Source organism: Alphaproteobacteria bacterium (assembly GCA_019695395.1).
Classification (GTDB): domain Bacteria; phylum Pseudomonadota; class Alphaproteobacteria; order JAEUKQ01; family JAIBAD01; genus JAIBAD01.
In genome coordinates this window covers 1-22,629 of record JAIBAD010000029.1, presented here as the reverse complement: position 1 = coordinate 22,629, position 22,629 = coordinate 1, and the positions used below count along the sequence as shown (strand labels likewise).

Sequence of the window (22,629 nt, the reverse complement as noted above, 5' to 3'; positions counted from 1 at the left end):
GGGTTCAACAAAGCCGCTATATTCTTGCTCTTGAACTCCTGGATATTTTTGAACCCCAGCATGTCCTTGAACAAAGCCATGCATTTTATCCATTCTTTTCTGTTGGGTTTTGGATGAGTTTTGAGATCGAGGCGTAGATTTCTTAGGGTTCAGACGGTTGACCAACCATTTGCTGCTGCCAATGACCATCCGGCTATAGGATAGGCGCTGTGATGGGGTAAGGGTTTTGTCCTGTTCCAATAACTGTTGCGCTTTTCTAACAATACTGGCCACACGGTCGGTAATAAGATCGCTATGGATCCTTCTGGCTTTTTCATACAGGGTGAAGAAATCAGCCTCTTCCATCAACCAGGCCATGATTTGCCGTAATGGGGGAAATACTTCCCCATCTTCCCCTTCATTCAGATTTTCTAAACTATAGCCCATGGCGAGTTGAATACAGATTTGTTTTCCAAGTTCAGCATCATATAGAATAGACATTCCCTTCTTCCTTTCTTATTAAAGGTCAATAAAAAAAGCCCCTGTCCAAGGACAAGGGCTTTAAATGTTTTTTTATCAAAATGGCTTAAGATACAATAATTCAATTATGACAACATCTAACACATTTCTATTTCTTTGTCAAGTGAATTCACACCAACCTATCTATAAACCTTTATTTTATTTAGGATTTACGCCAATTTTTAAGGGAATTATTTTTTATAAAAAACCTTATTCATCTGCACGAAAAAATGTATAGGATAATGTTATTGTATTTAAATCCTTTAAATTTGGATCTTCTTCTATCTTGGGGTCCACAAAAAATGTCACCGCCATATCCACCGATTGACCAGATTCCAGGGTTTGACTTTGAAAACAAAAACATTGGATTTTATTAAAATAAGGTCCAACCTTTTCTGGGGTCACATTAAAACTGGCTTGACCCGTGATTTTATGTTGGGTGGGATTGATGGCACGGTAATAAATAAGGGTGTTTTCGCCCACCGCAACATTCACCTCTTTCTGGACGGGATAAAAAATCCAGGGCATGTCCTGATAGGTATCGGCATTAAATTTTACTGTCACACGGCGATCAAGTTTAACATTACTTTCTGCCATTACTTTACGCGGTGTTCCTGCAAAACCTGTCACCTGGCAAAATAACCGATATAGGGGAACGGCCGCAAAGGTTAAGCCAATCATCCCAACAACAACCAAAACCAAGATAACGGTTAACCGCCTTGTTGACATGACACTTTATCCCCCATTTTTCATACGAAAAATGGAAATAAAATAAATAACCAAACAAAATAAAAGTAATGCGGTAAATAACGCCCAATTTTTATAAGAATGCTGGCGCTTTAATTGCCTGGAATCCAAAGGTTCCAAAGGTTTTTGTGGATCAAATTGTTCTTTAGGGTCTCGATGTTGAGTTGGATCAAATTCGGTCATGATACATTAAAAAGGATAAAAGGATTTTTGATCAATAACCAAAACTGTAAAAAGCAAAAATAAATAAATAATTGAAAAAGTAAAAAGTTTTTGCGCCCACATTAAATGACCAGGATTTTTATATAAGTGCCAGCATAAATAAACGAAAATACCCCCCAAGCTTAAGGCCACAATCATATAAATATATCCCCCGACCCCAAAAAAGGGGGGAAGCAAGCTCGTCAAAAATAAAGCCACCGCATAATAGAGCATGTGACGGGTTGTAATCCCTTCACCCTTCACCATTGGCATCATTGGAAGATTTGCTTTTCTAAAATCATCTTGGCGATATAAGGCCAATGCCCAAAAATGGGGTGGTGTCCAAAGAAAAATTAAAAGAAATAAAATCAAGGGAACACTATCAACAGATCCTGTAACCGCAACCCATCCAATCAAGGGTGGAAAGGCACCAGCAGCACCCCCAATCACAATATTTTGGGGCGTTCGTCGTTTAAGCCAAATCGTATAAATAAAAACATAAAAGGAAATGGCGCCAGCCAAAAGACATGCGGTTTGCCAACCTGCTGCCAATCCCATAAGCATAACAGAAAATATTGATAAAATAATACCAAAACTTAATGCTTCTTCGGGTTGCATACGACCAGCGGGTAAGGGGCGTTTTTCTGTGCGATGCATCAAGCGATCAATATCACGGTCATACCACATATTTAAGGCACCAGCAGCCCCGGTTCCAAGAGCAAGACAGGCAATGGCGACAAACCCCAAGAAAGGATGAATTGTGCCAGGGGCAATCATCATCCCACAAAATCCAGTAAACACAACCAACGCCATCACGCGTGGTTTCAACAAAATAAAGAAATCACGAAGCTCCGCCACAGAAAAATTTTTCTGCGCCTTATGATGGATCATATCGGAATTAAATTTTACAGCCGACACTCTTTATCCTTTTAAAAATATTATCCACGAAATTCTGGTAATTTTTCAAAACTATGGAAAGGTGGTGGGGATGCCACAGTCCATTCCAAGGTATGGGCCCCATCACCCCAAGGATTGGCCCCAATTTTTTTGCCAAAGAATAATGTGTGGAAAACGATTACCACAAATAAAAGGGTTGAAAGATAGGCCCCATATGCGCCCATGGATGCTACATGATTCCAACCCGCATAGGCATCAGGATAATCAATATACCGTCTAGGCATACCAGCGAGTCCCAAAAAATGCATTGGGAAAAAAGTAACATTAACACTGATAAAGGTAAGCCAAAAATGAATTTTACCCAAGGTTTCATTATATTGGCGTCCCGACATTTTACCAATCCAATAATAAAATCCTGCAAAGATGGTAAAGACCGCCCCCAGTGATAAAACATAATGGAAATGCGCCACAACATAATATGTATCATGCATATAAACATCTACCCCAGCATTGGCCAAAATAACACCTGTCACCCCACCTACGGTAAAGAGGAAAATAAAACCAATGGCCCATAACATCGGGGTTGTAAAGCGAATAGATCCCCCCCACATTGTGGCAATCCAGCTGAAAATTTTAATTCCAGTAGGGACGGCAATAATCATCGTTGCTGTGGTGAAATAAGCTTTGGTATCAACATCTAACCCTACCGCAAACATATGGTGGGCCCACACAATAAATCCAATAAACCCAATTGACACCATGGCATAAGCCATACCCAAATAGCCAAAAATGGGTTTTCTTGAAAAAGTTGAAATAATATGGCTGATAATTCCAAAACCTGGTAAAATCATAATATAAACTTCGGGATGACCGAAGAACCAAAAAAGATGTTGGAATAATATAGGGTCACCACCACCTGCTGCTTCAAAAAAGTGGGTGCCAAAATTACGATCCGTCAACAACATAGTGATCGCTCCACCCAAAACTGGAAGGGCAAGTAAAAGCAAAAAGGCGGTGATTAAAACAGCCCACACAAATAATGGCATTTTATGTAATGTCATTCCAGGCGTACGCATATTAAAAATTGTGGTGATAAAATTAATGGCCCCTAAAATGGATGATGCCCCTGCAAGATGCAACGAGAAAATAGCCAAATCCACTGATCCACCCGGATGTCCAATCTTACCGGATAAAGGGGGATAAAGTGTCCAACCTGTTCCCGCACCCGTATCAACAAAAGCAGATGCCATTAAAAGAAAAAATGATGGAACCAAAAGCCAAAAGCTTATGTTATTCATGCGGGGAAAAGCCATATCTGGGGCACCGATCATCAAAGGCACAAACCAATTCCCAAATCCCCCAATCACCGCAGGCATCACCACAAAAAACACCATAATTAATCCATGGGCAGAAATTAAAACATTCCATAATTGCCCGTCTGGTTGACCCGCAGAGGTTAAAAGATATTGGACACCAGGTTCTGCAAGTTCGGCCCGCATAATAACCGAAATCAATCCCCCAATTAATCCCGTAATAATCGAAAAAATTATATAAAGAGTACCAATATCTTTATGATTAGTTGAAAAAAGATACCGCCGCCATCCAGTTGGATGGTGATCGTGATGGTTTAATGTATCGTTATGCAAACTTGCCATTCTTATTTTCCTTTAAAATAAACCTTTATCGATATTATTTATACATCATATTATTGGGATTCTTCTTCGGCGACAGGAAATTTTTTACGCGCATTTTCAACCCATTGTTGATATTCTTCTTTAGGAACTGCCTTCACCATAATCGGCATAAAAGCATGTCTGTCCCCACATATTTCTGAACATTGCCCATAATAGGTGCCAGGTTCATTAATTTCCATCCATGTTTCATTTAAGCGACCTGGAACCGCATCAAGTTTTATCCCCAACGATGGAAGCGCAAAAGAATGAACAACATCAGCCGCTGTGGTTAAAAGACGAATCTTTGTATGGACCGGTAAAACAACAGGATTATCTGTTTCCAAAAGTCGGACTTGACCAGGTTTGATCTCGGCGTCAGGAATCATATTTGCATCAAAGGTAAAATTACCTTGATCAGGATATTGATACGACCAATACCATTGATGACCAATAGCCTTTAAGGTTAATTCTGGATTGGGGGTACGATCTTGAAAATATAAAAGACGGAATGATGGGATAGCAATCCCAACCAAAATTAATACAGGGATAGCGGTCCATAATACTTCTAATAAAGTGTTATGAGTTGTTTTTGATGGTTCAGGATTAGCTTTTTCCCGAAAACGTATAATAACCCAAAGAAGCAAAATTAAAACAAAAACCGTGATCGAAATAGCAATAATCGTAAGAATATTATGGAATTCTGTTATACCCTGCATAACAGGAGATGCCGCAGGCGGCATAGCAATTTGCCAATCCTGTCTTTCAATGACATGGCTTTCATTCGCAGCTTGTCCAGAAATCGTCCAAAGAAATAAATTTATAAGAAACATTCCTATAACAGATAAAATTGATTGCCCCATACGACCCATAATATTATGCCTTTTTATATTCGACTTATTTAATTCTTTTAGAATAAATTGGTTGATCATAAACTTTATTTTCCAGATTTGAACATATCTTATCAAATTTTAATCTAAAGTATAATTTCATATCTAGAATTTCTAGCATAATTCGTTTAAACTAAAAGACAAGGAAATCATTATATTTTTTATAAAATTAATGATGGAATTCATAGCCTATGTAAAATGCGACCAACTGTCGCATTTTGGACCCTAGTAAACGTACAAGAGCATCAGAAAAATTTTACAGAATGAGCGACTATTTTAAATCAGGAAATCCCATGCCAACCAACTCCGCACCAGAAAACTCTCTTTCCAATCTTCATATGACGGATAATCTTTTTTTTAAAAATACCAATCTTGAACTTAAAAAAGTTGAAACTATTGTTAATAATGCCTTGCACAATGCGGAAGATGGGGAATTATTTTTAGAATATGCCCAATCCGAATTTTTAAATTTTGAAGATGGCAATTTAAAAGAAGCAAATTTTAATATCGATCAGGGATTTGGGTTCAGAGCCGTTCACGGCGAAATATCAGCCTATGCCCACAGTAATTCTTTACATGAAAAAAGCTTGCGTGCCGCAGCTGAAACCATCCAAACGATTCAAAAACAAACAAATAATATAGCGATTGATCCCGCTCTTAGTCCTCATCATCTTTATACCAATACGAACCCTTTGTTAGAGGTTGATTTTAAAGACAAGGTTGATCTTTTACAAAAAATTGATGCCTATGCACGCGCCCTTGATCCACGTATTAAACAGGTCATGTGTTCGGTAAGCGCGTCATGGCGCGCCATTCAAATTATTCGTCTTCATGGACATCGTTTGGCTGACATTCGCCCTTTAATACGGTTTAACATTTCTGTCATTGCCGAGGATAACAACCGTCAAGAAACAGGGGGACATTATTTTGGTGGACGTTTTAGCTATAAAGAAAATATTACGTTTGATGTTGCCAAACAAGCCGTAGACAAAGCCTTTGATCAAGCCTTGATTAAACTTAAATCACATCCAGCACCAGCAGGGGAAATGGTTGTGGTCCTTGGTCCAGGGTGGCCTGGTATTCTGTTACACGAAGCTATTGGCCACGGGTTAGAAGGTGATTTTAATCGTAAAAAAACATCTGCTTTTTCCAATCTTTTAGGACAAAAGGTTGCAGCTGACGGGGTGACCGTTGTTGATGACGGCACTCTTGCCAATAGACGTGGGTCCCTTAGCATTGATGATGAAGGCACCCCAACCCAGCGTACTGTTTTAATTGAAAACGGTATTCTGGTGGGCTATCTTCAAGATAGACAAAATGCACGATTAATGGGCGTGTCTCCCACAGGAAATGGACGAAGGCAAAGCTACGCTCATTGCCCAATGCCACGCATGACCAACACCATGATGGATGCAGGATCTTATCCTCATGAAGAAATCATTAGGTCTGTCAAAAAAGGACTGTATGCCACCAATTTTTCTGGGGGACAGGTTGATATTACATCCGGTAAATTTGTTTTCAGTGCTGCAGAGGCCTATCTTATTGAAGATGGCAAAATAACTGCACCGGTTAAAGGGGCAACGCTTATTGGGAATGGGCCCGATGTGTTGAAAAAAGTATCCATGATTGGGAACAATGTCGAATTAGATTTAGGCATTGGCACATGTGGCAAAAACGGACAAAGTGTCCCCGTTGGGGTTGGACAACCAACCCTTCGCATTGACGGATTAACCGTAGGTGGGACGGCAACCTAGTCATTACAGAATATACTCTTGAAAAATTATTATATTGATCGAAATCAATTTATTCAAACTGATACGTATATAAAACCAATTATTTGGTGGCTTTAATAGCTCTGGGGTGGGTTTGATTATAAATTTCCTGTAATTTGTTCATGTCTAAAGCCGTATATCTTTGGGTTGTTGATAAAGATGCGTGACCAAGCAATTCTTGGATAATTCGCAAATCCGTCCCTTCATTTAAAAGATGCGTGGCAAAGCTGTGGCGCAAGGCATGCGGCGTTGCGGTCTTGGGTAAATTTAAAGTCAATCTTAATTTTTGCATCGTTAATTGAATTAATCGGGGGCTAAGCCTTTTACCTCGCATACTTACAAAAAGAGGATCATCGGGCTTCCCTTGCCAAGGACATATTTTCAAATAAGTGGCTAGCGCATCTGGAATAAAGGATAAAAGGGGGACGATACGTTCCTTCCCCCCTTTTCCTTTCACAATTAAACTTGATTGTTTTATTCCAATATCTTTTCTATTTAAAGATAAAGCTTCCGAAATACGCAAACCACATCCATAAAGCAAAAGCAAAACGCAAAGATCACGATGCATAATCCAAGGTGCTGTTTGCCAAATTTTTTTATGATCCAACTGATCAGAAAATATTTCTTTTGCTTGATCAATTGATAAAGATTTTGGTAAAATTTTAGGCTGTTTTGGTGCTTTAATTGTAGCCAAAATATTACTTTGAAATTTTTTTGTCTTATAAACAAAACGAAAAAAATTTTTAACAACACTTAGGGCACGATTGGTTGAACTGGCCCCAAATTTTTTTTGTCCCGCACGATAAGCAAGCCATGCCCGTATATGGGTGCGTTCAATCTTTTGGACATGATCAAAAGTAACCACCCCCCCATAATATTCTGACAAAAATTTAAAAAAATCACGAAGATCACGTTCATATGCATTTAATGTATGAATTGAATAACGTTTTTCTACCTGCAACCAGGTGTACCAGGATTTGGTAGATTGATAAAGTTCCCTATCAAAAAATAATTTTATTTGTTGAAGGTGGGTATCCATAAATTTAAACAATATTCAATAATACGTGCAAGGAAATTCAGCAATTCTATACCTTGTCCTGCATGAAAATAACCTGGGTGTCTTACACCAAATGCTAAAATAGCTTGTGTATTTTGTGGTTTTAATGTCAAACGCATTAAAGCGTCCGATCGTACCACCCCTGCCATATTCCCAAAAATACGCGAGTCACCAATTATTTCATCTCGTAATAAAAACCCAACACCTTGCATAACAGCATGAATTGTACCCGAAGGTAATCTTGGCAGTTCCACTAATAAAGGTGTTTCAACATTTAATTTATTTTCTTCAAAAGATAAATTGATGACATCAACATCTAATAAAACGGCAACATCAACCTTAAGTAAATCTATAAAATTTGATAAATCTGTAGCGGTTAGTAAAAGTAAGATAGCCTGATGAATTTTATTTTGGGTTGAAAGATTATCCCTGCTGTTAGCAAGTAAAGTTTCTTGGTTCACTTGCAATTGGGTGAAATCATGACGCAATTTATCCAAAACTATTTTTTGTAAATCTACAATATTTCCATCCATAAATCTTTCTGGAAAAGTAAGTTTATGCAAAAGATCTGGATGATGAATAAAAAAATCTGGATTATGACGCAAATAATCCACAACATCAGAAGCTAGAAGCGGTGAAGGTGTAGAATTATGTACATTTGATCCCATAGCCAAAATAAATTCTAAAGAATTGATTGCCCGGTTTTTGCCCAATCTTCAGTAAAGGCTTTTAATCCTTTATCTGTTAGCGGATGTTGAAACATTTGCCATAAAATGGCAGGAGGTATTGTGGCAACATCAGCCCCCATTTTCGCCGCATCAACCACGTGAATAGGATGACGCACAGAAGCTACCAGTACCTTGGTCTTAAAATGGGGATAAGCTTCATAAATAGACAAAATATCTGCGATTAAATCCAACCCATTTGCCCCCACATCATCTAATCTTCCAACAAAAGGCGATATATATGTTGCGCCAGCTTTAGCTGCAAGCAAAGCTTGGGCCGCAGAAAAACATAAGGTTACATTAACCTTAAGCCCCTGATCAGAAAAATATTTACACGCTTTTAATCCATCAAGTGTTAAGGGTACCTTAATCACAACATTTTTAGCAATTTTTGCAAGACGAAGCCCTTCTTCAACCATTTTATTATAATGGGTGTCGACAACTTCAGCACTGACAGGACCTGGAACAATATCACAAATTTCAGCAATAACATCTAAGAATTTACGCCCACTTTTTGCAATTAAAGATGGGTTCGTAGTAACCCCATCTAGCAAGCCTGTCATGGATAATTCTTTAATCTGACCTACATCTGCTGTATCAACAAAAAATTCCATAAATCCTCTTTACATTTTTTAATTTAATCTAGACATGATATACTTCAATATCTCTATAACAAATCAAAGTAGATTTGACCACTCTTAAATCTACCCTATTTAATTTATATTTAACTTTATGACTGATCAACATTCAGAACCCCAGCCTATTTTACCTTCTCCAGACATTGCAGAAGTTCTAATTCCTTTACCTGTTTCTCATAATTTTGATTATTTAATTCCTGCATCTTTATCTGTTAAAGAAGGAGATATCGTTTCCATTCCTTTTGGCAAGCGTCATGTTATCGGGGTTGTTTGGAAGAAAACGAATAAACTTTGTACCCAAAATAACATAAAACATATTACTAATATTTTAGATATTCCTTCTCTTCCCTTTGTATCAAGAGAATTTATCGATTGGGTAGCTTCCTATACTTTAAGTCCTCGTGGTTCCGTTTTACGTATGGCGTTAAGCATACATCGATATTTAAATAAACCATCCCCACAAAAATTGGGATGGCGTGCTGTCCCCAATCTTGACCTTTCAACGCTTAACACAAAACAGCAAAAAGTTATGCAATATTTATCTGCAGGTGAAATCAAAACTACCCAATTTTTATGTGATGCGGCGTCTGTTAGTTCTTCTGTTATAAAAACTATGGCGCGCAAGGGATTTATTCACCCGTCACCTCTTCCCACCCAAAAAGAGGATAGAGATTTTTACCCCCCAGACTTACCTAAAGCCCATTTATCATTTAACCATGATCAAAATAAAGCTATTGCTGACCTTTACAGTAAAATGGATGACCTTCAATTTCATGTTGTTGTGCTGGATGGGGTAACAGGTTCAGGAAAAACCGAAGTTTATTTTGAAACCATTGCCAAAAATTTTACCGCAGGCAAACAAACTTTAATCTTGCTTCCGGAAATAGCTTTAACCGCCCAATGGTTAAACAGATTTAACCATCGTTTTGGATTTCATCCTACTTTATGGCATTCCCATTTAACCCCAAAAGAAAGAAAAGAAAATTGGCACAAAATAATTTCGGGTCATGCAAAAATTATCGTCGGAGCAAGATCCGCGCTTTTTCTTGGATATCCAAATTTAGGTCTTATCATTGTTGATGAAGAACATGATCTTTCCTATAAACAAGAAGAAGGTGTTATTTACCATGCCCGTGATATGGCCATAGTGCGGGCAAGATTTGGCCAAATCACCATTATTCTTGTGTCAGCCACCCCTTCCCTTGAAACCTTGGCCAATCTCTATCGGCATCGATACCATCTTGTGCATTTACCGGAAAGACCAGGTACGGCAAGCCTACCTACTGTGCATCTCGTTGATTTACGTACCGAACAACTACCAACAGCCCATTGGATATCCAATCCTTTAAGAAAAGCCTTAACCGTTACCTTTGAAAAAAAAGAACAAGCCATGCTTTTTTTAAACAGACGTGGATATGCACCTTTGACACTGTGTCGAACTTGTGGATATCGAATTCAATGTCCAGAATGTACCTCATGGTTGGTTCACCATAAAAATAGTGCCTATTTAAAATGTCACCATTGCAATTATCAAATTTTACATCCCCACAAATGTCCAGAATGTCAGAGTGAACATACATGGATTGCCTGCGGGCCCGGGGTTGAAAGAATCGCCGAAGAAATAAATGGTCTTTTTCCTAACATTCATACAAAAATCATTACAAGTGATACATTACCTAATCCACAAGCTATAGCCGATATTATTCAAAAGATAGAAAATAAAGAAATAGATCTTATTATCGGCACCCAAATTATGGCCAAAGGTCACCATTTCCCAAACTTGACATTGGTTGGGGTTATTGACGGTGATCTTGGGTTACAAGGAGGTGATTTACGTGCAAGTGAACGAACATGGCAAATGCTCCACCAAGTAGCAGGGCGCGCAGGGCGTGCTGACAAACCAGGACAGGTTATTATTCAAACATATAATCCCCATCATCCTGTGATGCAGGCTCTTTTAAAACATGATAAAGAAGCTTTCATGAATTACGAATTTCATGAAAGAGAACAAAGTCATATGCCACCTTTTGGTAAACTAGCTTCTGTCATTATAACATCACGCAATGAACACAAAGCAAATGAACTTGCCTATCAATTGTCGCATTCCATACCCAAAATAGATTATATCGTATTTTTAGGTCCATCTGCTGCACCACTTGCCCGATTAAAAGGATGGTACCGCCAGCGTTTTCTTATCAAATGCGATAAATCCATTTATCTTCAACCTATTTTAAATTCTTGGATTCATACAGTTAAGCTTGATCACCAAAGTAAAATACATGTTGATATAGATCCCTATCATTTTTTTTAAAAATTAAAACTATATTCTTCATAAAGTTTATGAAGATTTTGGGACCAACGACCATTAAATAATTTTACTTTTTCTTCTGCGGGTGAACAATCTTGATCAATTCTTTTTTTAAGAATATCCAAAAAATAACTTTCATCTTGGTGTTGATCATTGTAAATAGATCGCCTTGACAAACCTTGGGCTGCAAGATCAACAATTTTTTTCGCCAAATGATTTAATGGTTGTCCACGAAAAACTGTTTTCAATCCATATTTGGGCACTGTGCGCCTTAATTCTTCACGCTCTTTATAGGTCCAATCTCGAACTAAATCCCAAGCTTCATCCAATGTATTCTGGTCGTATAAAAGCCCCACCCACAAAGCAGGCAATGCACACAACATGTCCAAAGAGCCACTATCCGCACCCCGCATTTCAATAATATTTTTCAAACGAACATCGGGGAATAACGTGGTTAAATGATTGGACCAATCCGATAATGTAGGGACAACACCTGGAAGCGCGGGCAAATTGCCCTTCATAAAATCTTTAAAAGATTGACCTGCAACATTAATGTAACGATTATCGTAATAGACAAAATACATGGGTACATTTAACGCATAATCAACATAACGTTCAAAACTCATATCCTGGTCAAAAACAAAAGGCAGCAATCCACATCGATCGGGATCTGTATCCAACCATACACGTGCCCGGTAGCTTTGATATTCTGAATTTTTTCCTTCGACAAAGGGAGAATCTGCGAATAAAGCTGTTACTAGCGATTGTAACGCGAAACCTAATCGCATTTTTTGGATCATATCTTTTTCCGAAGAAAAATCTAAATTAGCTTGAACTGTAGATGTGCGCAGCATCATATCATGACCCAAATGACCACGAGTAGGCATATAATCCTTCATAATTTGATATCGTTTTTTTGGCATCCAGGTGATATCTTGCCTTTGCCATTTGGGAAGGAAGCCCATACCCAACATCCCAACATTAATTGATGTACATATTTTATATGTTTCAATAAGATGATTTTTTATTTCATGATATGTTTGATGAATATTATGTAAAGGAGCGCCTGATAATTCAAACTGCCCACCTGGCTCTAGGCTAATGGATGCCTGATTGCGTGACAGGGCAATGATATTTCCTTCTTCATAAATAGGATCCCAGCCCAAATGACTAAGATCAGATAAAATCCTTTTAATTCCTTTATCACCTTCATAAGGGACAGGTTTTAAATCTTTCTTATTAAAAAGAAATTTTTCATGTTCAGTTCCGATTTTCCATTGATCTTTCGGACAACACGCTTTTATAAAATAATTTATAAGCTGATCTTTATGGGTTATGGGTTCACCACGATTACTTGGCGGTGCTGACATATTAAAAATCCTTTTATTATGTTGATAAATTAATTAGAGTGAATCTAAATTTGATTGCCAGCAAGCTAAAGCTGCCAAAGCTGCTGTTTCAGAACGAAGAATACGTGAACCCAATGTTACAGGTATAATAAATTCTTGGTTGACTAACATATCCATTTCTCTTTGGGAAAAACCACCTTCAGGGCCTATAAGAATGGTATGAGGTTGATATGATTTTTTCAAAGTATTCGACGCCCCTAATATTTGCTGAATAGGTTTAGCGTCACCTTTTTCTGCACATAATAAAATCAATTCATTTTTATCCCATCTTTTAAGAACATCATCCAAAGATTTTATATTTTCTATTTTGGGGATATCTAATCTTTCACATTGTTCAGCTGCTTCTTGGGCAATAAGATTTAAACGTGAAGGATTAATATTCTTGGTATTTGTATAATCTGTTATCATTGGTTGGAATAACGTTACTCCTAATTCGGTTGCTTTTTCAACTAGAAAATCAAGCCTATTTTTTTTAATTGGGGCAAAAAGCAAATTCAGAGAAGGTGTTAAAAATTGCTTTTTAAATTGATCTTGAAGTTTAATAATCACATGATGTTTTGTATAATTTTCAATTGTCCCTAACCATTCACCTTGTGATCCATTGAAAATTTTTACAGAACTTCCTATGGTCAATCGTAAAACATTTTTTAAATAATGATATGTTGTTATACCAAGTTCAATATGAACATGAGATTGTAGAGAACAATCAACAAAAATTCGTGGCACATAACGATCAGACATTGATAATTTTCCTAAAACTGTCATCATAACAAATGAAATTAAAGTATATAATGACATAAAAATATTATGAATTCATTTTTTACAGATATACCTTCAAAAAGCTGGATCGATTTTCAATTCATACCCCATTTTATAAAGCCTTATTTACGTTTGATGAGGCTTGATCGACCTATTGGAATTTGGCTTTTACTTCTTCCTTGTTGGTGGGGGATAACACTTGCCACGGAACATGGCCATTGGCCTTCTTTCAAATTGCTAGGATTTTTTACGTTAGGCGCAATTTTAATGCGTGGGGCTGGGTGTACCATTAATGATCTTATTGATCGCAAAATTGACCAAAAGGTTGAACGTACCGCCCAAAGACCTATTGCAAGTGGACAAATTTCTATACATCAGGCCATTTTATTTTTGCTGATGCTATTAATCCTATCTTTTCTTATTTTGATTCACTTTAATTCTTTAACCATAATCCTGGGATGTGGATCGCTTTTATTAATAGTCATTTATCCATGGATGAAACGTTTTACCTGGTGGCCCCAAGCATTTTTAGGAATAACTTTTAATTGGGGTGTTTTAATGGGATATGGTTCAGTGCAAAATAAAATTTCTTTCAGCTGTTTTATCTTTTATCTAGGGACAATTTTTTGGACGTTAGTGTATGATACTATATATGCCCACCAAGATAAAAAAGATGATTTAATGATTGGGGTTAAATCAACAGCTTTACATTTTGGACGCCATAATCGTTTATATTTGATATCGTTTACCACTTTAATGATTAGTTTGATCTTAATATCAGGATGGTTGGTTTATTTTACACATATCATATCAGGATTGATATTTTCTGGATCTATTTTAATTAGTGGGACATGGCTTTATTTAAGTATTATAAAGATAGATTTTGATAATCCTAAGCAATGTTTAAAAATTTTTTGCCAACAGCGATTTATTGGTATAATTATTTTTTTAGGATTAATATGTGCTAATATTATAAATTGAAATTATTTTTCTTTATCTTCAAGTTTTTCTATACGATATCGGGCAAGTGCATTATCAACGCTATTCCACGCTAATTTTGACCATTCTTTTTTTGCTGTCTCATAATCTTTAAAGGGTCCAATCCATTCTTCTTCTTGGTTTAAAGGGCTTGTCAAATTATTATCCTTATAGACACCGCCTACAACCCAATATATATATTTTTCTGTGGCAACCATGGCGATCCTATTTAAAATTCCCCTGTTTTAGAAATAAGCGTACCCAAACCCCGTACCGTAAAAATTTCCAGTAATAAAGAATGGGGAATACGTCCATCTAAAATAACTGCAGCTTCCACACCTTGTTTAACAGCTGCAAGACAGGTTGCTAGTTTAGGTAACATCCCATCTGTAATGGTACCATCTTCCATCAAAATTTTTACTTGTTCCGCTGATAAATGAGAGATAAAGTTTTTTGATTTATCGAGGACACCCGCCACATCCGTAAGCATCAACAATCTTGCTGCTTTCATCGCGGAGGCAATTGCCCCTGCTGCCGTATCTGCATTAATATTAAAAGATTGGCCATTATGGCCAGATCCGATCGGGGCTATCACAGGGATCATCCCTGCTTCAGTTATTGTTTGCAAAATTTCTGGGTTTACAATATCCGGATCCCCTACAAATCCTAAATCATGGCCAATATGTTGCAATTTTTTAGCCACAATTAAATTAGCATCACGCCCGCATAATCCAACCGCATTACCACCTGCCTGATTAATCGCCGAGACAATATGTTTATTAATTGTCCCCGCTAAAACCATTTCAACAACTTCCATCGATGGTTCATCGGTGACCCGCAACCCATCAACAAAACTACTTTTGATATTTAATTTATCCAGCATCTGACCAATTTGTGGCCCACCCCCATGAACAACTATAGGATTAATTCCCACTTGTTTTAATAAAACAATGTCACTTGCAAAAACTTGGGCCAATTCTTTTTCTATCATGGCGTGGCCGCCATATTTTATAACAAAATTTTTACCTGCATATTTTCTCATATAAGGCAGGGCATCAGAAATAGTACGCGCCGTCCGCAACCAATGTTTTGTTTCTGAAAAATTACTTATTACCATAAATACCTATTGATTATTAATTATGTCATGAATTGCTTGACAGAGGGAGGATACCCCAAATTTATCTTTGCTGCTAGTAATTAAAATTTCTGGATAGGCCGCTGGTCTTTTATGAATTAAACATTCCTTTTCTTTTTTAAGCTCTTCATAGGAAGATGAGGATATTTTATCAGCTTTGGTTAGAACAATTTGATAAGACAAAGCAATTTTATCAAGAAAATCCATAAAAAGAATATCGTTTGGTTTGAATCCATGTCTTGAATCAATAAGAAGAAAAAGACGACGCAATTGTTGTCTCGTTTTCAAATAATCTTCGATTTGCTTTTCCCATAGTCGTTTTTGTTGTCTTGATACCGATGCATATCCATACCCTGGTAAATCCACAAAATAAATTTGTTGATCATATAAAAAAAAATTAATGCATTGAGTGCGTCCTGGCGTGTTTGATACAAATGCCAAATTATGATGGTTAACCAAACTATTAAGCAAGCTGGATTTACCAACATTAGAACGACCCGCAAAAGCTATTTCAGGCAGAACGCTTGTGGGCCAATCTTTTGCCTCCATAGAGCTGCGGACATAATGACAATGCCCTGCCAAGAAACTTTCTTTCATTAAGTGAAAATTCCTAATATAATTGATATACATAAATTAAAATTTTATGCTTTTTTTGTTTCGCGTTTACCTAAATTAATAATAAGTTGTTGTTGGCTAATTGATAAAAAATTATTCCAAGCCCAATAAATAACTAAACCTGCTGGGAAATGAGCCAACATAAAAGTAAATACAATAGGGAGCATCATAAAAACTTTGGCCTGAATAGGATCGGGAGGTGTTGGCGAAAGTTTTTGTTGAAAATACATCGTAATTCCCATTATTAAAGGCCATATTCCAATATTAAGAGCCGCTAGAAATCCAGTGGTAGGCACAGCCCAAGGCAATAGACCAAAAAGATTAAGAATTGATGTTGGATCTGGAGATGACAAATCAACAATCCAACCAAAGAAAGGTGCATGACGCATTTCAATGGTAACAAACAATACTTTGTAAAGCGCAAAAAAGACAGGGATTTGAATTAAAATAGGTAAGCACCCTGATGCTGGATTTGCTTTTTCGCGTTTATAAAGATTAATCATTTCTTGATTAAGCTTTTGTCTGTCTTGTCCATATCGTTCTTTTAACCTGGCTATTTCAGGGGCCAAATTTTTCATCTTGCTCATAGCACGATAGGATTTATTCGCTAAAGGAAAAAGGAGAAGTTTAATAATAACTGTTAAAAGCAAAATTGAAATACCAAAATTGCCAACAAAATCATATATCGTATCCATTAAATAAAAGATAGGTTTGGTAAGAAAATAAAACCATCCAAAATCGACCGCTCGGTCAAAAAGGGGCATCGACATTTGATCCCGATAACTATCTAATAATTTAACTTCTTTCGCACCCGCAAAAAGATTAAGCGTGGTATTAATTTCAGCCCCTGGATTTAAAGGGGTAAGATCACCCACAAAATCGGCTTGAAAATATTCATCTTGAGCGGATGGTGAATTATTTTTCTGACCATAGGTAAAGGTTGGTTTGTATTTTTGATTTTGAGCAGGTAATAAAGCTGTTAACCAATATTTATCGGTAATGCCTAACCATCCACCTTGTGTTGTTGTCGTGAAGGTTCCCTTTTTTCTTAAATCTTTATAGGTCATTTCTTTTAACGAACCATCAAAAACACCTAATAATCCTTCATGTAAAATATAATACCCTGATGTATGAGGTGTACCATATCTTATGATCTTACCAAAAGGATAAAGATTGACCAAATTATTGCCTTTATTTTCTACCTTTTGTTCGATCGTAAAAAGATAATTTTCATCAAGTTTATAAATCCGTTCGAAAACAAGCCCTTGGCCATTATCCCATGTTAAAGTTACAGGATGATTAGGACGCAATTCTTGGTCCGTGGTACGCCACAATGTATCTTGGGTGGGCACCTTTATTTGGCCATCAGCAAGCCATCCCCAATCAATAAAATAAGAATTTTCCAACCCCACCGGATTAAGCAAAACAATATTAGGGCTTGTAACCGAAGGTTGCTCCCGGTAATGAAGCAAGGAAAGATCATCTATTCTTCCACCTTGAAGGGAAATGGATCCTTCGACCTTGCTTGATATAATTTTAATTCGGGGGCTTGTAGCTAAGGCTTCTGTACGTGTTTTAAATGTTGGTGTGGATGGGGATTGTGATGATACATTTTGATTAGACAATTTAGCCTGATCAACAGGTGGATTAGCTAAATTTGTATTTTGTTGATTCTGTGCTAATTCTTTTTGTCGTGGTAATTCAACAAAATATTGGAATCCCAATAAAATTAATAATGAAATTACGACGGCAAGAATAACATTACGCTGATCCATTTATCACCTTCACTTATTTATCCTTATAATTAATCATGACATTTGATCCTAATCTTATCTATTTCTTTGGTAAAGGATCATAACCACTTTTACCCCAGGGATGGCACTGCGACAATCTGCGCAGGATATAGAACGACCCAACCCATGGACCATATTCTTTTAAAGCTTGAAGCGCATATTGAGAACAGGTTGGATTAAAACGACAATGATTAGGTAGCAAGGGACTAATGATCCAACGATAAAAATAAATCAGAAAAATCATACTATAAGAAAGGATCTTTATAATAAGAACCCAAATATTATTCATAATGTTTTTACAATAAGACATTGCTGCTATTAATTTTTGTGAAGCTTAGTTAAAGCAATTTCTAAATCACGTACAAGCAAGTGATAAGGTCTTGTTAAAATTAAAGAACGTGCAACAAAAACATAATCATATTTTTGACATGCGTGTTGTGTCATAATATCCCGAGCTAATGCTCTTAACCGGCGTTTTGCCCTATTTCGTGCCACTGCCCCCCCAATTTTTCGGGTTGCTGTAAATCCAACGCGCCAAGATTCCGTAGATGTGGGTAGCGGATTTTGCGTATGACACATCTGGACAATAAAAGCTGGCATAACAGCTTTTTTCCCTATCTTAGTGATTCTAAGAAAATCTTGCCGTCGTTTTATAACATGCAGCAAAATTTATGCCAAACTAGGCAGATAAACGTTTACGGCCTTTAGAACGCCTTGATGCGATAACTCTACGGCCCCCAGTTGTTTCCATACGAGAACGAAACCCATGACGGCGTTTACGAACTAAAACACTAGGTTGATAAGTGCGCTTCACACTTCTTCTCCATCATTATATAAATTCTATTAACTTTGTAACATTCGTGTATAAAAGGATATGGTTTAAATGTCAACCATGCCAAATGTTAAATAACGGGGCATTATTTAAGTTTTAATATCATAAAATAATAAATGATTCGGTTCGTGATTAAGATAGGGGATGTTTTAAGGATGAACCCCCTTATTTTTTGCGGCCAACACCAATCCCATGCCACAGGTAATTATTGGAATAATTACATAGGTTAACCCAATATCTTCAAAATATACTGGTAAAGGCATATGTAAAAATCCATAAGTGAAGAAAAATTGATCAATAATTATATTAATTAATGCCCATATAATTCCAACATTAAGCCCATACTTTACATAAGAATTATGTATAGTCTTAAAAAACATATGGGCAAAAATAACTGTACACAAAACAAGTGCAATTGTAATACCCGTTTCAAACAAAGGTGACCCATTTTGTTTAAAAGGAAATAAAGCAAAACCCGCAACAAAAACGATAGCCCAAATTAACACCCCATAAATAAATATACGTGAATATAGTTTCATATAATCCTCCCTATAACTATTTTGTCCCAAATAATCGGTCCCCTGCATCACCTAACCCTGGTAATATATAAGCATGTTCATTTAATTTATCATCAAGTGCGGCCAAATAAACCAAAATTTCTGGATGCATTTGATTAAATTTTTGTATACCTTCGGGTGAAGCAATAAGGGACATAAAAATTATTCTTTTATTATCAACCCCATGGCGGTTTAGAATATTGACAGCCTCAATCGCTGAATAACCCGTGGCCATCATCGGATCCACCAAGATAAATATACGGTCATTTGTTTCGGGCAATTTTACAAAATATTGGATGGGGCGCTTTGTTTCATGACCCCGATAAAGACCAATATGTCCCACACGTGCCGATGGGATAAGGTCAATCAAACCTTCTGCCATACCAAGTCCCGCACGCAAAATCGGAACAACAGCAATTTTTTTACCCGCAATAACAGGGGCCTCTATCGTCATTAACGGTGTTTCTATTGTTTCATAAGTAAGTGGCAGAAAACGCGTAACCTCATATCCCATCAGCAATGCAATTTCTTTCAATAATTGACGAAATTTAATGGTTGGAGTGTTTTTATCTCGCATTAAAGAAAGTTTATGTTGAATAAGGGGATGATCAAAAACATGTAAATTAGGAATCCCGTGATTTTTTTTCATTCCAATATCCCCTTATAGCTTTTAAAGAAATTATCCAATAATACACCAAGATTATGGGACAGTTTATTTGCATGGATCAAAGTATCTTCATGTGAAATGATATCTTTTTTAATCCCTGCAGCAAAATTAGTCAAAGTTGAAATGCCAATAACCTTCATCCCACAGTGGCGTGCCAAAATAGCCTCCGGCACGGTTGACATACCAACAGCATCGGCACCCCAGTGTCTGAATGCCCTAATTTCTGCGGGTGTTTCAAAGCTTGGCCCCGTACAGGCAAGATAAACGCCTTCAAATAAGGTGATATTTTTTTCCTCAGCAATTTGTTTAACAAAGGTTATAAGTTGTTCATTATAAACCTCTGTCATATCGGGAAATCTTACCCCCATATTTTCATCATTAGGGCCGATTAAAGGATTAATGCCCAAAAAATTAATATGATCATTAATAATCATTAAATTAGGGGCCGGCATCGCAAGATTAATTGCCCCCGCGGCATTTGTTAAAACAACAATTTTACACCCTAATAATTTTAAAGTTCTTATGATATGTTGAATATAAATTACACCCCAACCCTCATAAAGGTGGGAGCGACCCTTTAAACATACCACATTATGATGTCCCCATGTACCTAAAATCATCTGCCCCACATGACCTGGCACCGTTAATTTTGGAAAACCTGGAATTTCATTATAAGAAATTGTTTGAGCTGGTGTAATTAAATCTGAAATTGAAGAAAGACCAGACCCCAAAATAATTCCAATATCTGGAACAAAATTGAGGGCAAGTTTTTTTATAGTATCAACAGCTTCATAAGGTGAAATATCAGGTTCTATCTTCTGGATCATAATTTTGGGTTATTATTCAAAGTTAATTGGCGGTTCAAATCATATTCTTTTTGGCGTAAAGGTAATTGATTTAAAATATTTTGGCGTTCCGATAAAGATAAAGAAACCCATTGCCGTATTTCATCAACAGTTCGAAAACACCCAATACAGTACCTTATCCCAGCATTCATCCCAACCTTACATACCCCAATACAAGGGGACAAAGAAGCATTATGAATTATTTTATTGTTTCCTGAATAGGGCATTGATTTAATTTCACCAGATTTTGAATCCTATCTTCAAAACCTATTAGAAATTAAAATAGATATCAATATAATTGATATCTGTATTTTAGGATTTTCATAAAATAGCCGGTGGAATAATCCCCCGGCTATTTTAACAGTATCAATAATTATTTATATGGTATTATGTTTTAATCCAGAATCGACAGCGAAGTAAGATGACTGTGATTGATCTTGCAGGCTTATTGCATCTGTGCCACTGCTGGATGTTGCACCGAATCCACTCATGGCTTGGGATAATAATGTGTTGGCTTGATCATCGGCCGCAATGCTTCCATATCTTTTCAATACTTCATCCATGGTTAAACTTCCTGTGGCTTTGGAATTTACATGTTCTATACCATTAAGCCAGTCCGTGACGTCCGTTATTTTATTTGTACAGTAAACACCAAAAGAATTTTTAACAAATGTATAGTTAGAAAGATCATAACCGCCAAAATCAACTATATCATCACCATCCCCGCCAGCATACAAATCTTCATAGCTATCTTCATCAAATAAAAATTTATCATCACCATCCCGGCCATACATATCATCTTTTCCATTATCATCAATAAACACATCATTTCCCTCCCCACCATCTAAAACATCATCACCAGACCAACCATTAAGCCAATCATCGCCATCTCCGCCATATGCCCAATCATTACCACTACCACCACCTACATAATCATTACCATCTTCACCGTAAATATAATCATCCCCACCATCACCATAAATACTATCAAGACCCACACCGCCATAAGCTTTATCGTTGCCATTCCCCCCATATAAATTATCATCGCCACCATCTCCATAAAGTAGATCATTACTTTCCCCGCCATCTACCTCGTCATTACCATCACCTGCTAATATATAATCTGCACCAGTTTTAAAAGGGAGACCAGGATCATCACCCAATATTATATCATGTCCTTGACCACCAATAATATTATCAGCGCCAGCTCCACCTATTAATAAATCATCTTGAGTGCCACCAATTAACACATCATTGCCATCTAGGCCAGATAATTTACTGTTCTCATTTATGCTAGCTATCATCACATCATTTCCAGCTGTGCCAGAAGCCACATAATCATAGCCAAATAAAGATGGCATTAGTTTTTGGATGTTTGAAAATTCTGGTGATTTAGTAAAATGGGTTTGAGAAAATTGTTCTTTTGATTTTTTAATTGATTGAAAAAACGATACCATACTTACATTCCTTTTTTATTATTAAAAATTATAATTGTTAAAATATTATGCAAATGATTTATAATAATAAAATATTATAGTCAAATTTATTTATGGTTAATTTTTATTAATTTATTAAATAAAATTATATATTATTTATATAATATAAATATTTATTATAATATGTTTTATGTTTATTT

General features: G+C 36.6%; 26 protein-coding genes. 3 read left to right on the top strand and 23 right to left on the bottom strand.

Going from position 1 to position 22,629, the window contains the following annotated elements; genetic code table 11:
* The 6 genes from K1X44_06250 to coxB form a co-directional block, all read right to left on the bottom strand.
* Nucleotides 1-480: hypothetical protein (locus K1X44_06250; GenBank protein MBX7146892.1), on the bottom strand; the 480-nt coding region annotated here is incomplete at its 3' end.
* A 228-nt stretch (nucleotides 481-708) separates the two neighbouring features.
* Nucleotides 709-1,227 carry a cytochrome c oxidase assembly protein gene (locus K1X44_06245; protein MBX7146891.1) on the bottom strand — a complete coding sequence of 173 codons (519 nt, stop codon included), beginning with the start codon at nucleotides 1,225-1,227 and terminating at the stop codon, nucleotides 709-711.
* A 6-nt stretch (nucleotides 1,228-1,233) separates the two neighbouring features.
* On the bottom strand, nucleotides 1,234-1,428 hold the full coding sequence (locus K1X44_06240; GenBank protein MBX7146890.1) for a hypothetical protein: 195 nt from the start codon (nucleotides 1,426-1,428) through the stop codon (nucleotides 1,234-1,236).
* A gap of 6 nt (nucleotides 1,429-1,434) precedes the next feature.
* Nucleotides 1,435-2,337: a heme o synthase gene (locus K1X44_06235; GenBank protein ID MBX7146889.1), complete on the bottom strand. Its 903-nt coding sequence runs from the start codon at nucleotides 2,335-2,337 to the stop codon at nucleotides 1,435-1,437.
* A gap of 47 nt (nucleotides 2,338-2,384) precedes the next feature.
* A complete protein-coding gene (gene ctaD / locus K1X44_06230) occupies nucleotides 2,385-3,998 on the bottom strand; it encodes a cytochrome c oxidase subunit I (GenBank protein ID MBX7146888.1) in 1,614 nt (537 codons plus the stop codon).
* Between the two features lie 50 nt (nucleotides 3,999-4,048).
* Complete coding sequence (coxB, locus tag K1X44_06225) at nucleotides 4,049-4,885, bottom strand: cytochrome c oxidase subunit II (protein ID MBX7146887.1); 837 nt, start codon at nucleotides 4,883-4,885, stop codon at nucleotides 4,049-4,051.
* Between the two features lie 356 nt (nucleotides 4,886-5,241).
* Between coxB and tldD the strand changes: the two genes are divergently transcribed.
* Nucleotides 5,242-6,657: a metalloprotease TldD gene (gene tldD, locus K1X44_06220; GenBank protein MBX7146886.1), complete on the top strand. Its 1,416-nt coding sequence runs from the start codon at nucleotides 5,242-5,244 to the stop codon at nucleotides 6,655-6,657.
* A gap of 79 nt (nucleotides 6,658-6,736) precedes the next feature.
* Here the strand turns inward: tldD and K1X44_06215 are convergent, their stop codons facing one another.
* The 3 genes from K1X44_06215 to fsa are packed head-to-tail and all read right to left on the bottom strand — an operon-like array spanning nucleotide 6,737 to nucleotide 9,071.
* Nucleotides 6,737-7,714: a tyrosine recombinase XerC gene (locus tag K1X44_06215; GenBank protein MBX7146885.1), complete on the bottom strand. Its 978-nt coding sequence runs from the start codon at nucleotides 7,712-7,714 to the stop codon at nucleotides 6,737-6,739.
* Nucleotides 7,690-8,445 (bottom strand): DUF484 family protein, encoded by a 756-nt coding sequence (locus tag K1X44_06210; GenBank protein ID MBX7146884.1) that lies wholly within the window; start codon nucleotides 8,443-8,445, stop codon nucleotides 7,690-7,692. The genes K1X44_06215 and K1X44_06210 overlap by 25 nt, the downstream gene beginning before the upstream one ends.
* Nucleotides 8,415-9,071 carry a fructose-6-phosphate aldolase gene (fsa, locus tag K1X44_06205; protein MBX7146883.1) on the bottom strand — a complete coding sequence of 219 codons (657 nt, stop codon included), beginning with the start codon at nucleotides 9,069-9,071 and terminating at the stop codon, nucleotides 8,415-8,417. The genes K1X44_06210 and fsa overlap by 31 nt, the downstream gene beginning before the upstream one ends.
* Nucleotides 9,072-9,189: 118 nt before the next feature.
* On the opposite strand from fsa, the gene K1X44_06200 reads away from it, so the two are divergent.
* The gene (locus K1X44_06200) at nucleotides 9,190-11,406 is read left to right on the top strand and encodes a primosomal protein N' (protein MBX7146882.1); all 2,217 of its coding nucleotides are present in this window, start codon (nucleotides 9,190-9,192) and stop codon (nucleotides 11,404-11,406) included.
* Here K1X44_06200 and K1X44_06195 read toward each other — a convergent pair.
* Nucleotides 11,403-12,773 (bottom strand): glutamate--cysteine ligase, encoded by a 1,371-nt coding sequence (locus K1X44_06195; GenBank protein MBX7146881.1) that lies wholly within the window; start codon nucleotides 12,771-12,773, stop codon nucleotides 11,403-11,405. The genes K1X44_06200 and K1X44_06195 overlap by 4 nt on opposite strands.
* Before the next feature lie 33 nt (nucleotides 12,774-12,806).
* Nucleotides 12,807-13,610 (bottom strand): 16S rRNA (uracil(1498)-N(3))-methyltransferase, encoded by an 804-nt coding sequence (locus K1X44_06190; GenBank protein MBX7146880.1) that lies wholly within the window; start codon nucleotides 13,608-13,610, stop codon nucleotides 12,807-12,809.
* 9 nt (nucleotides 13,611-13,619) lie between these two features.
* On the opposite strand from K1X44_06190, the gene ubiA reads away from it, so the two are divergent.
* Nucleotides 13,620-14,552 carry a 4-hydroxybenzoate octaprenyltransferase gene (gene ubiA / locus K1X44_06185; GenBank protein ID MBX7146879.1) on the top strand — a complete coding sequence of 311 codons (933 nt, stop codon included), beginning with the start codon at nucleotides 13,620-13,622 and terminating at the stop codon, nucleotides 14,550-14,552.
* Between the two features lie 2 nt (nucleotides 14,553-14,554).
* On the opposite strand, the gene K1X44_06180 is transcribed toward ubiA, so the two are convergent.
* The 12 genes from K1X44_06180 to K1X44_06125 all read right to left on the bottom strand — a co-directional run bounded on the left by K1X44_06180 (nucleotide 14,555) and on the right by K1X44_06125 (nucleotide 22,450).
* Nucleotides 14,555-14,767: a DUF4170 domain-containing protein gene (locus K1X44_06180; protein ID MBX7146878.1), complete on the bottom strand. Its 213-nt coding sequence runs from the start codon at nucleotides 14,765-14,767 to the stop codon at nucleotides 14,555-14,557.
* Nucleotides 14,768-14,778: 11 nt separating this feature from the next.
* Nucleotides 14,779-15,666, bottom strand: a complete 888-nt coding sequence (gene argB / locus K1X44_06175) for an acetylglutamate kinase (GenBank protein ID MBX7146877.1) — start codon at nucleotides 15,664-15,666, stop codon at nucleotides 14,779-14,781.
* A 6-nt stretch (nucleotides 15,667-15,672) separates the two neighbouring features.
* A complete protein-coding gene (gene yihA / locus K1X44_06170; GenBank protein MBX7146876.1) occupies nucleotides 15,673-16,314 on the bottom strand; it encodes a ribosome biogenesis GTP-binding protein YihA/YsxC in 642 nt (213 codons plus the stop codon).
* A gap of 11 nt (nucleotides 16,315-16,325) precedes the next feature.
* Nucleotides 16,326-18,074 carry a membrane protein insertase YidC gene (gene yidC / locus K1X44_06165; protein MBX7146875.1) on the bottom strand — a complete coding sequence of 583 codons (1,749 nt, stop codon included), beginning with the start codon at nucleotides 18,072-18,074 and terminating at the stop codon, nucleotides 16,326-16,328.
* Nucleotides 18,075-18,132: 58 nt separating this feature from the next.
* The gene (gene yidD / locus K1X44_06160; GenBank protein MBX7146874.1) at nucleotides 18,133-18,360 is read right to left on the bottom strand and encodes a membrane protein insertion efficiency factor YidD; all 228 of its coding nucleotides are present in this window, start codon (nucleotides 18,358-18,360) and stop codon (nucleotides 18,133-18,135) included.
* 50 nt (nucleotides 18,361-18,410) lie between these two features.
* Nucleotides 18,411-18,758, bottom strand: a complete 348-nt coding sequence (gene rnpA, locus K1X44_06155) for a ribonuclease P protein component (GenBank protein ID MBX7146873.1) — start codon at nucleotides 18,756-18,758, stop codon at nucleotides 18,411-18,413.
* 13 nt (nucleotides 18,759-18,771) lie between these two features.
* On the bottom strand, nucleotides 18,772-18,906 hold the full coding sequence (gene rpmH / locus K1X44_06150; GenBank protein ID MBX7146872.1) for a 50S ribosomal protein L34: 135 nt from the start codon (nucleotides 18,904-18,906) through the stop codon (nucleotides 18,772-18,774).
* 167 nt (nucleotides 18,907-19,073) lie between these two features.
* On the bottom strand, nucleotides 19,074-19,463 hold the full coding sequence (locus K1X44_06145; protein ID MBX7146871.1) for a hypothetical protein: 390 nt from the start codon (nucleotides 19,461-19,463) through the stop codon (nucleotides 19,074-19,076).
* A gap of 16 nt (nucleotides 19,464-19,479) precedes the next feature.
* On the bottom strand, nucleotides 19,480-20,130 hold the full coding sequence (gene upp, locus K1X44_06140; protein MBX7146870.1) for a uracil phosphoribosyltransferase: 651 nt from the start codon (nucleotides 20,128-20,130) through the stop codon (nucleotides 19,480-19,482).
* Nucleotides 20,127-20,975, bottom strand: coding sequence for a purine-nucleoside phosphorylase (locus K1X44_06135; protein MBX7146869.1), 849 nt, complete (start codon nucleotides 20,973-20,975; stop codon nucleotides 20,127-20,129). Before K1X44_06135 ends, upp begins: the two co-directional genes overlap by 4 nt.
* Nucleotides 20,972-21,220 carry a DUF1289 domain-containing protein gene (locus K1X44_06130; GenBank protein ID MBX7146868.1) on the bottom strand — a complete coding sequence of 83 codons (249 nt, stop codon included), beginning with the start codon at nucleotides 21,218-21,220 and terminating at the stop codon, nucleotides 20,972-20,974. Before K1X44_06130 ends, K1X44_06135 begins: the two co-directional genes overlap by 4 nt.
* A gap of 150 nt (nucleotides 21,221-21,370) precedes the next feature.
* Nucleotides 21,371-22,450 carry a hypothetical protein gene (locus K1X44_06125; protein ID MBX7146867.1) on the bottom strand — a complete coding sequence of 360 codons (1,080 nt, stop codon included), beginning with the start codon at nucleotides 22,448-22,450 and terminating at the stop codon, nucleotides 21,371-21,373.
* Between the last annotated feature and the right edge of the window lie 179 nt (nucleotides 22,451-22,629).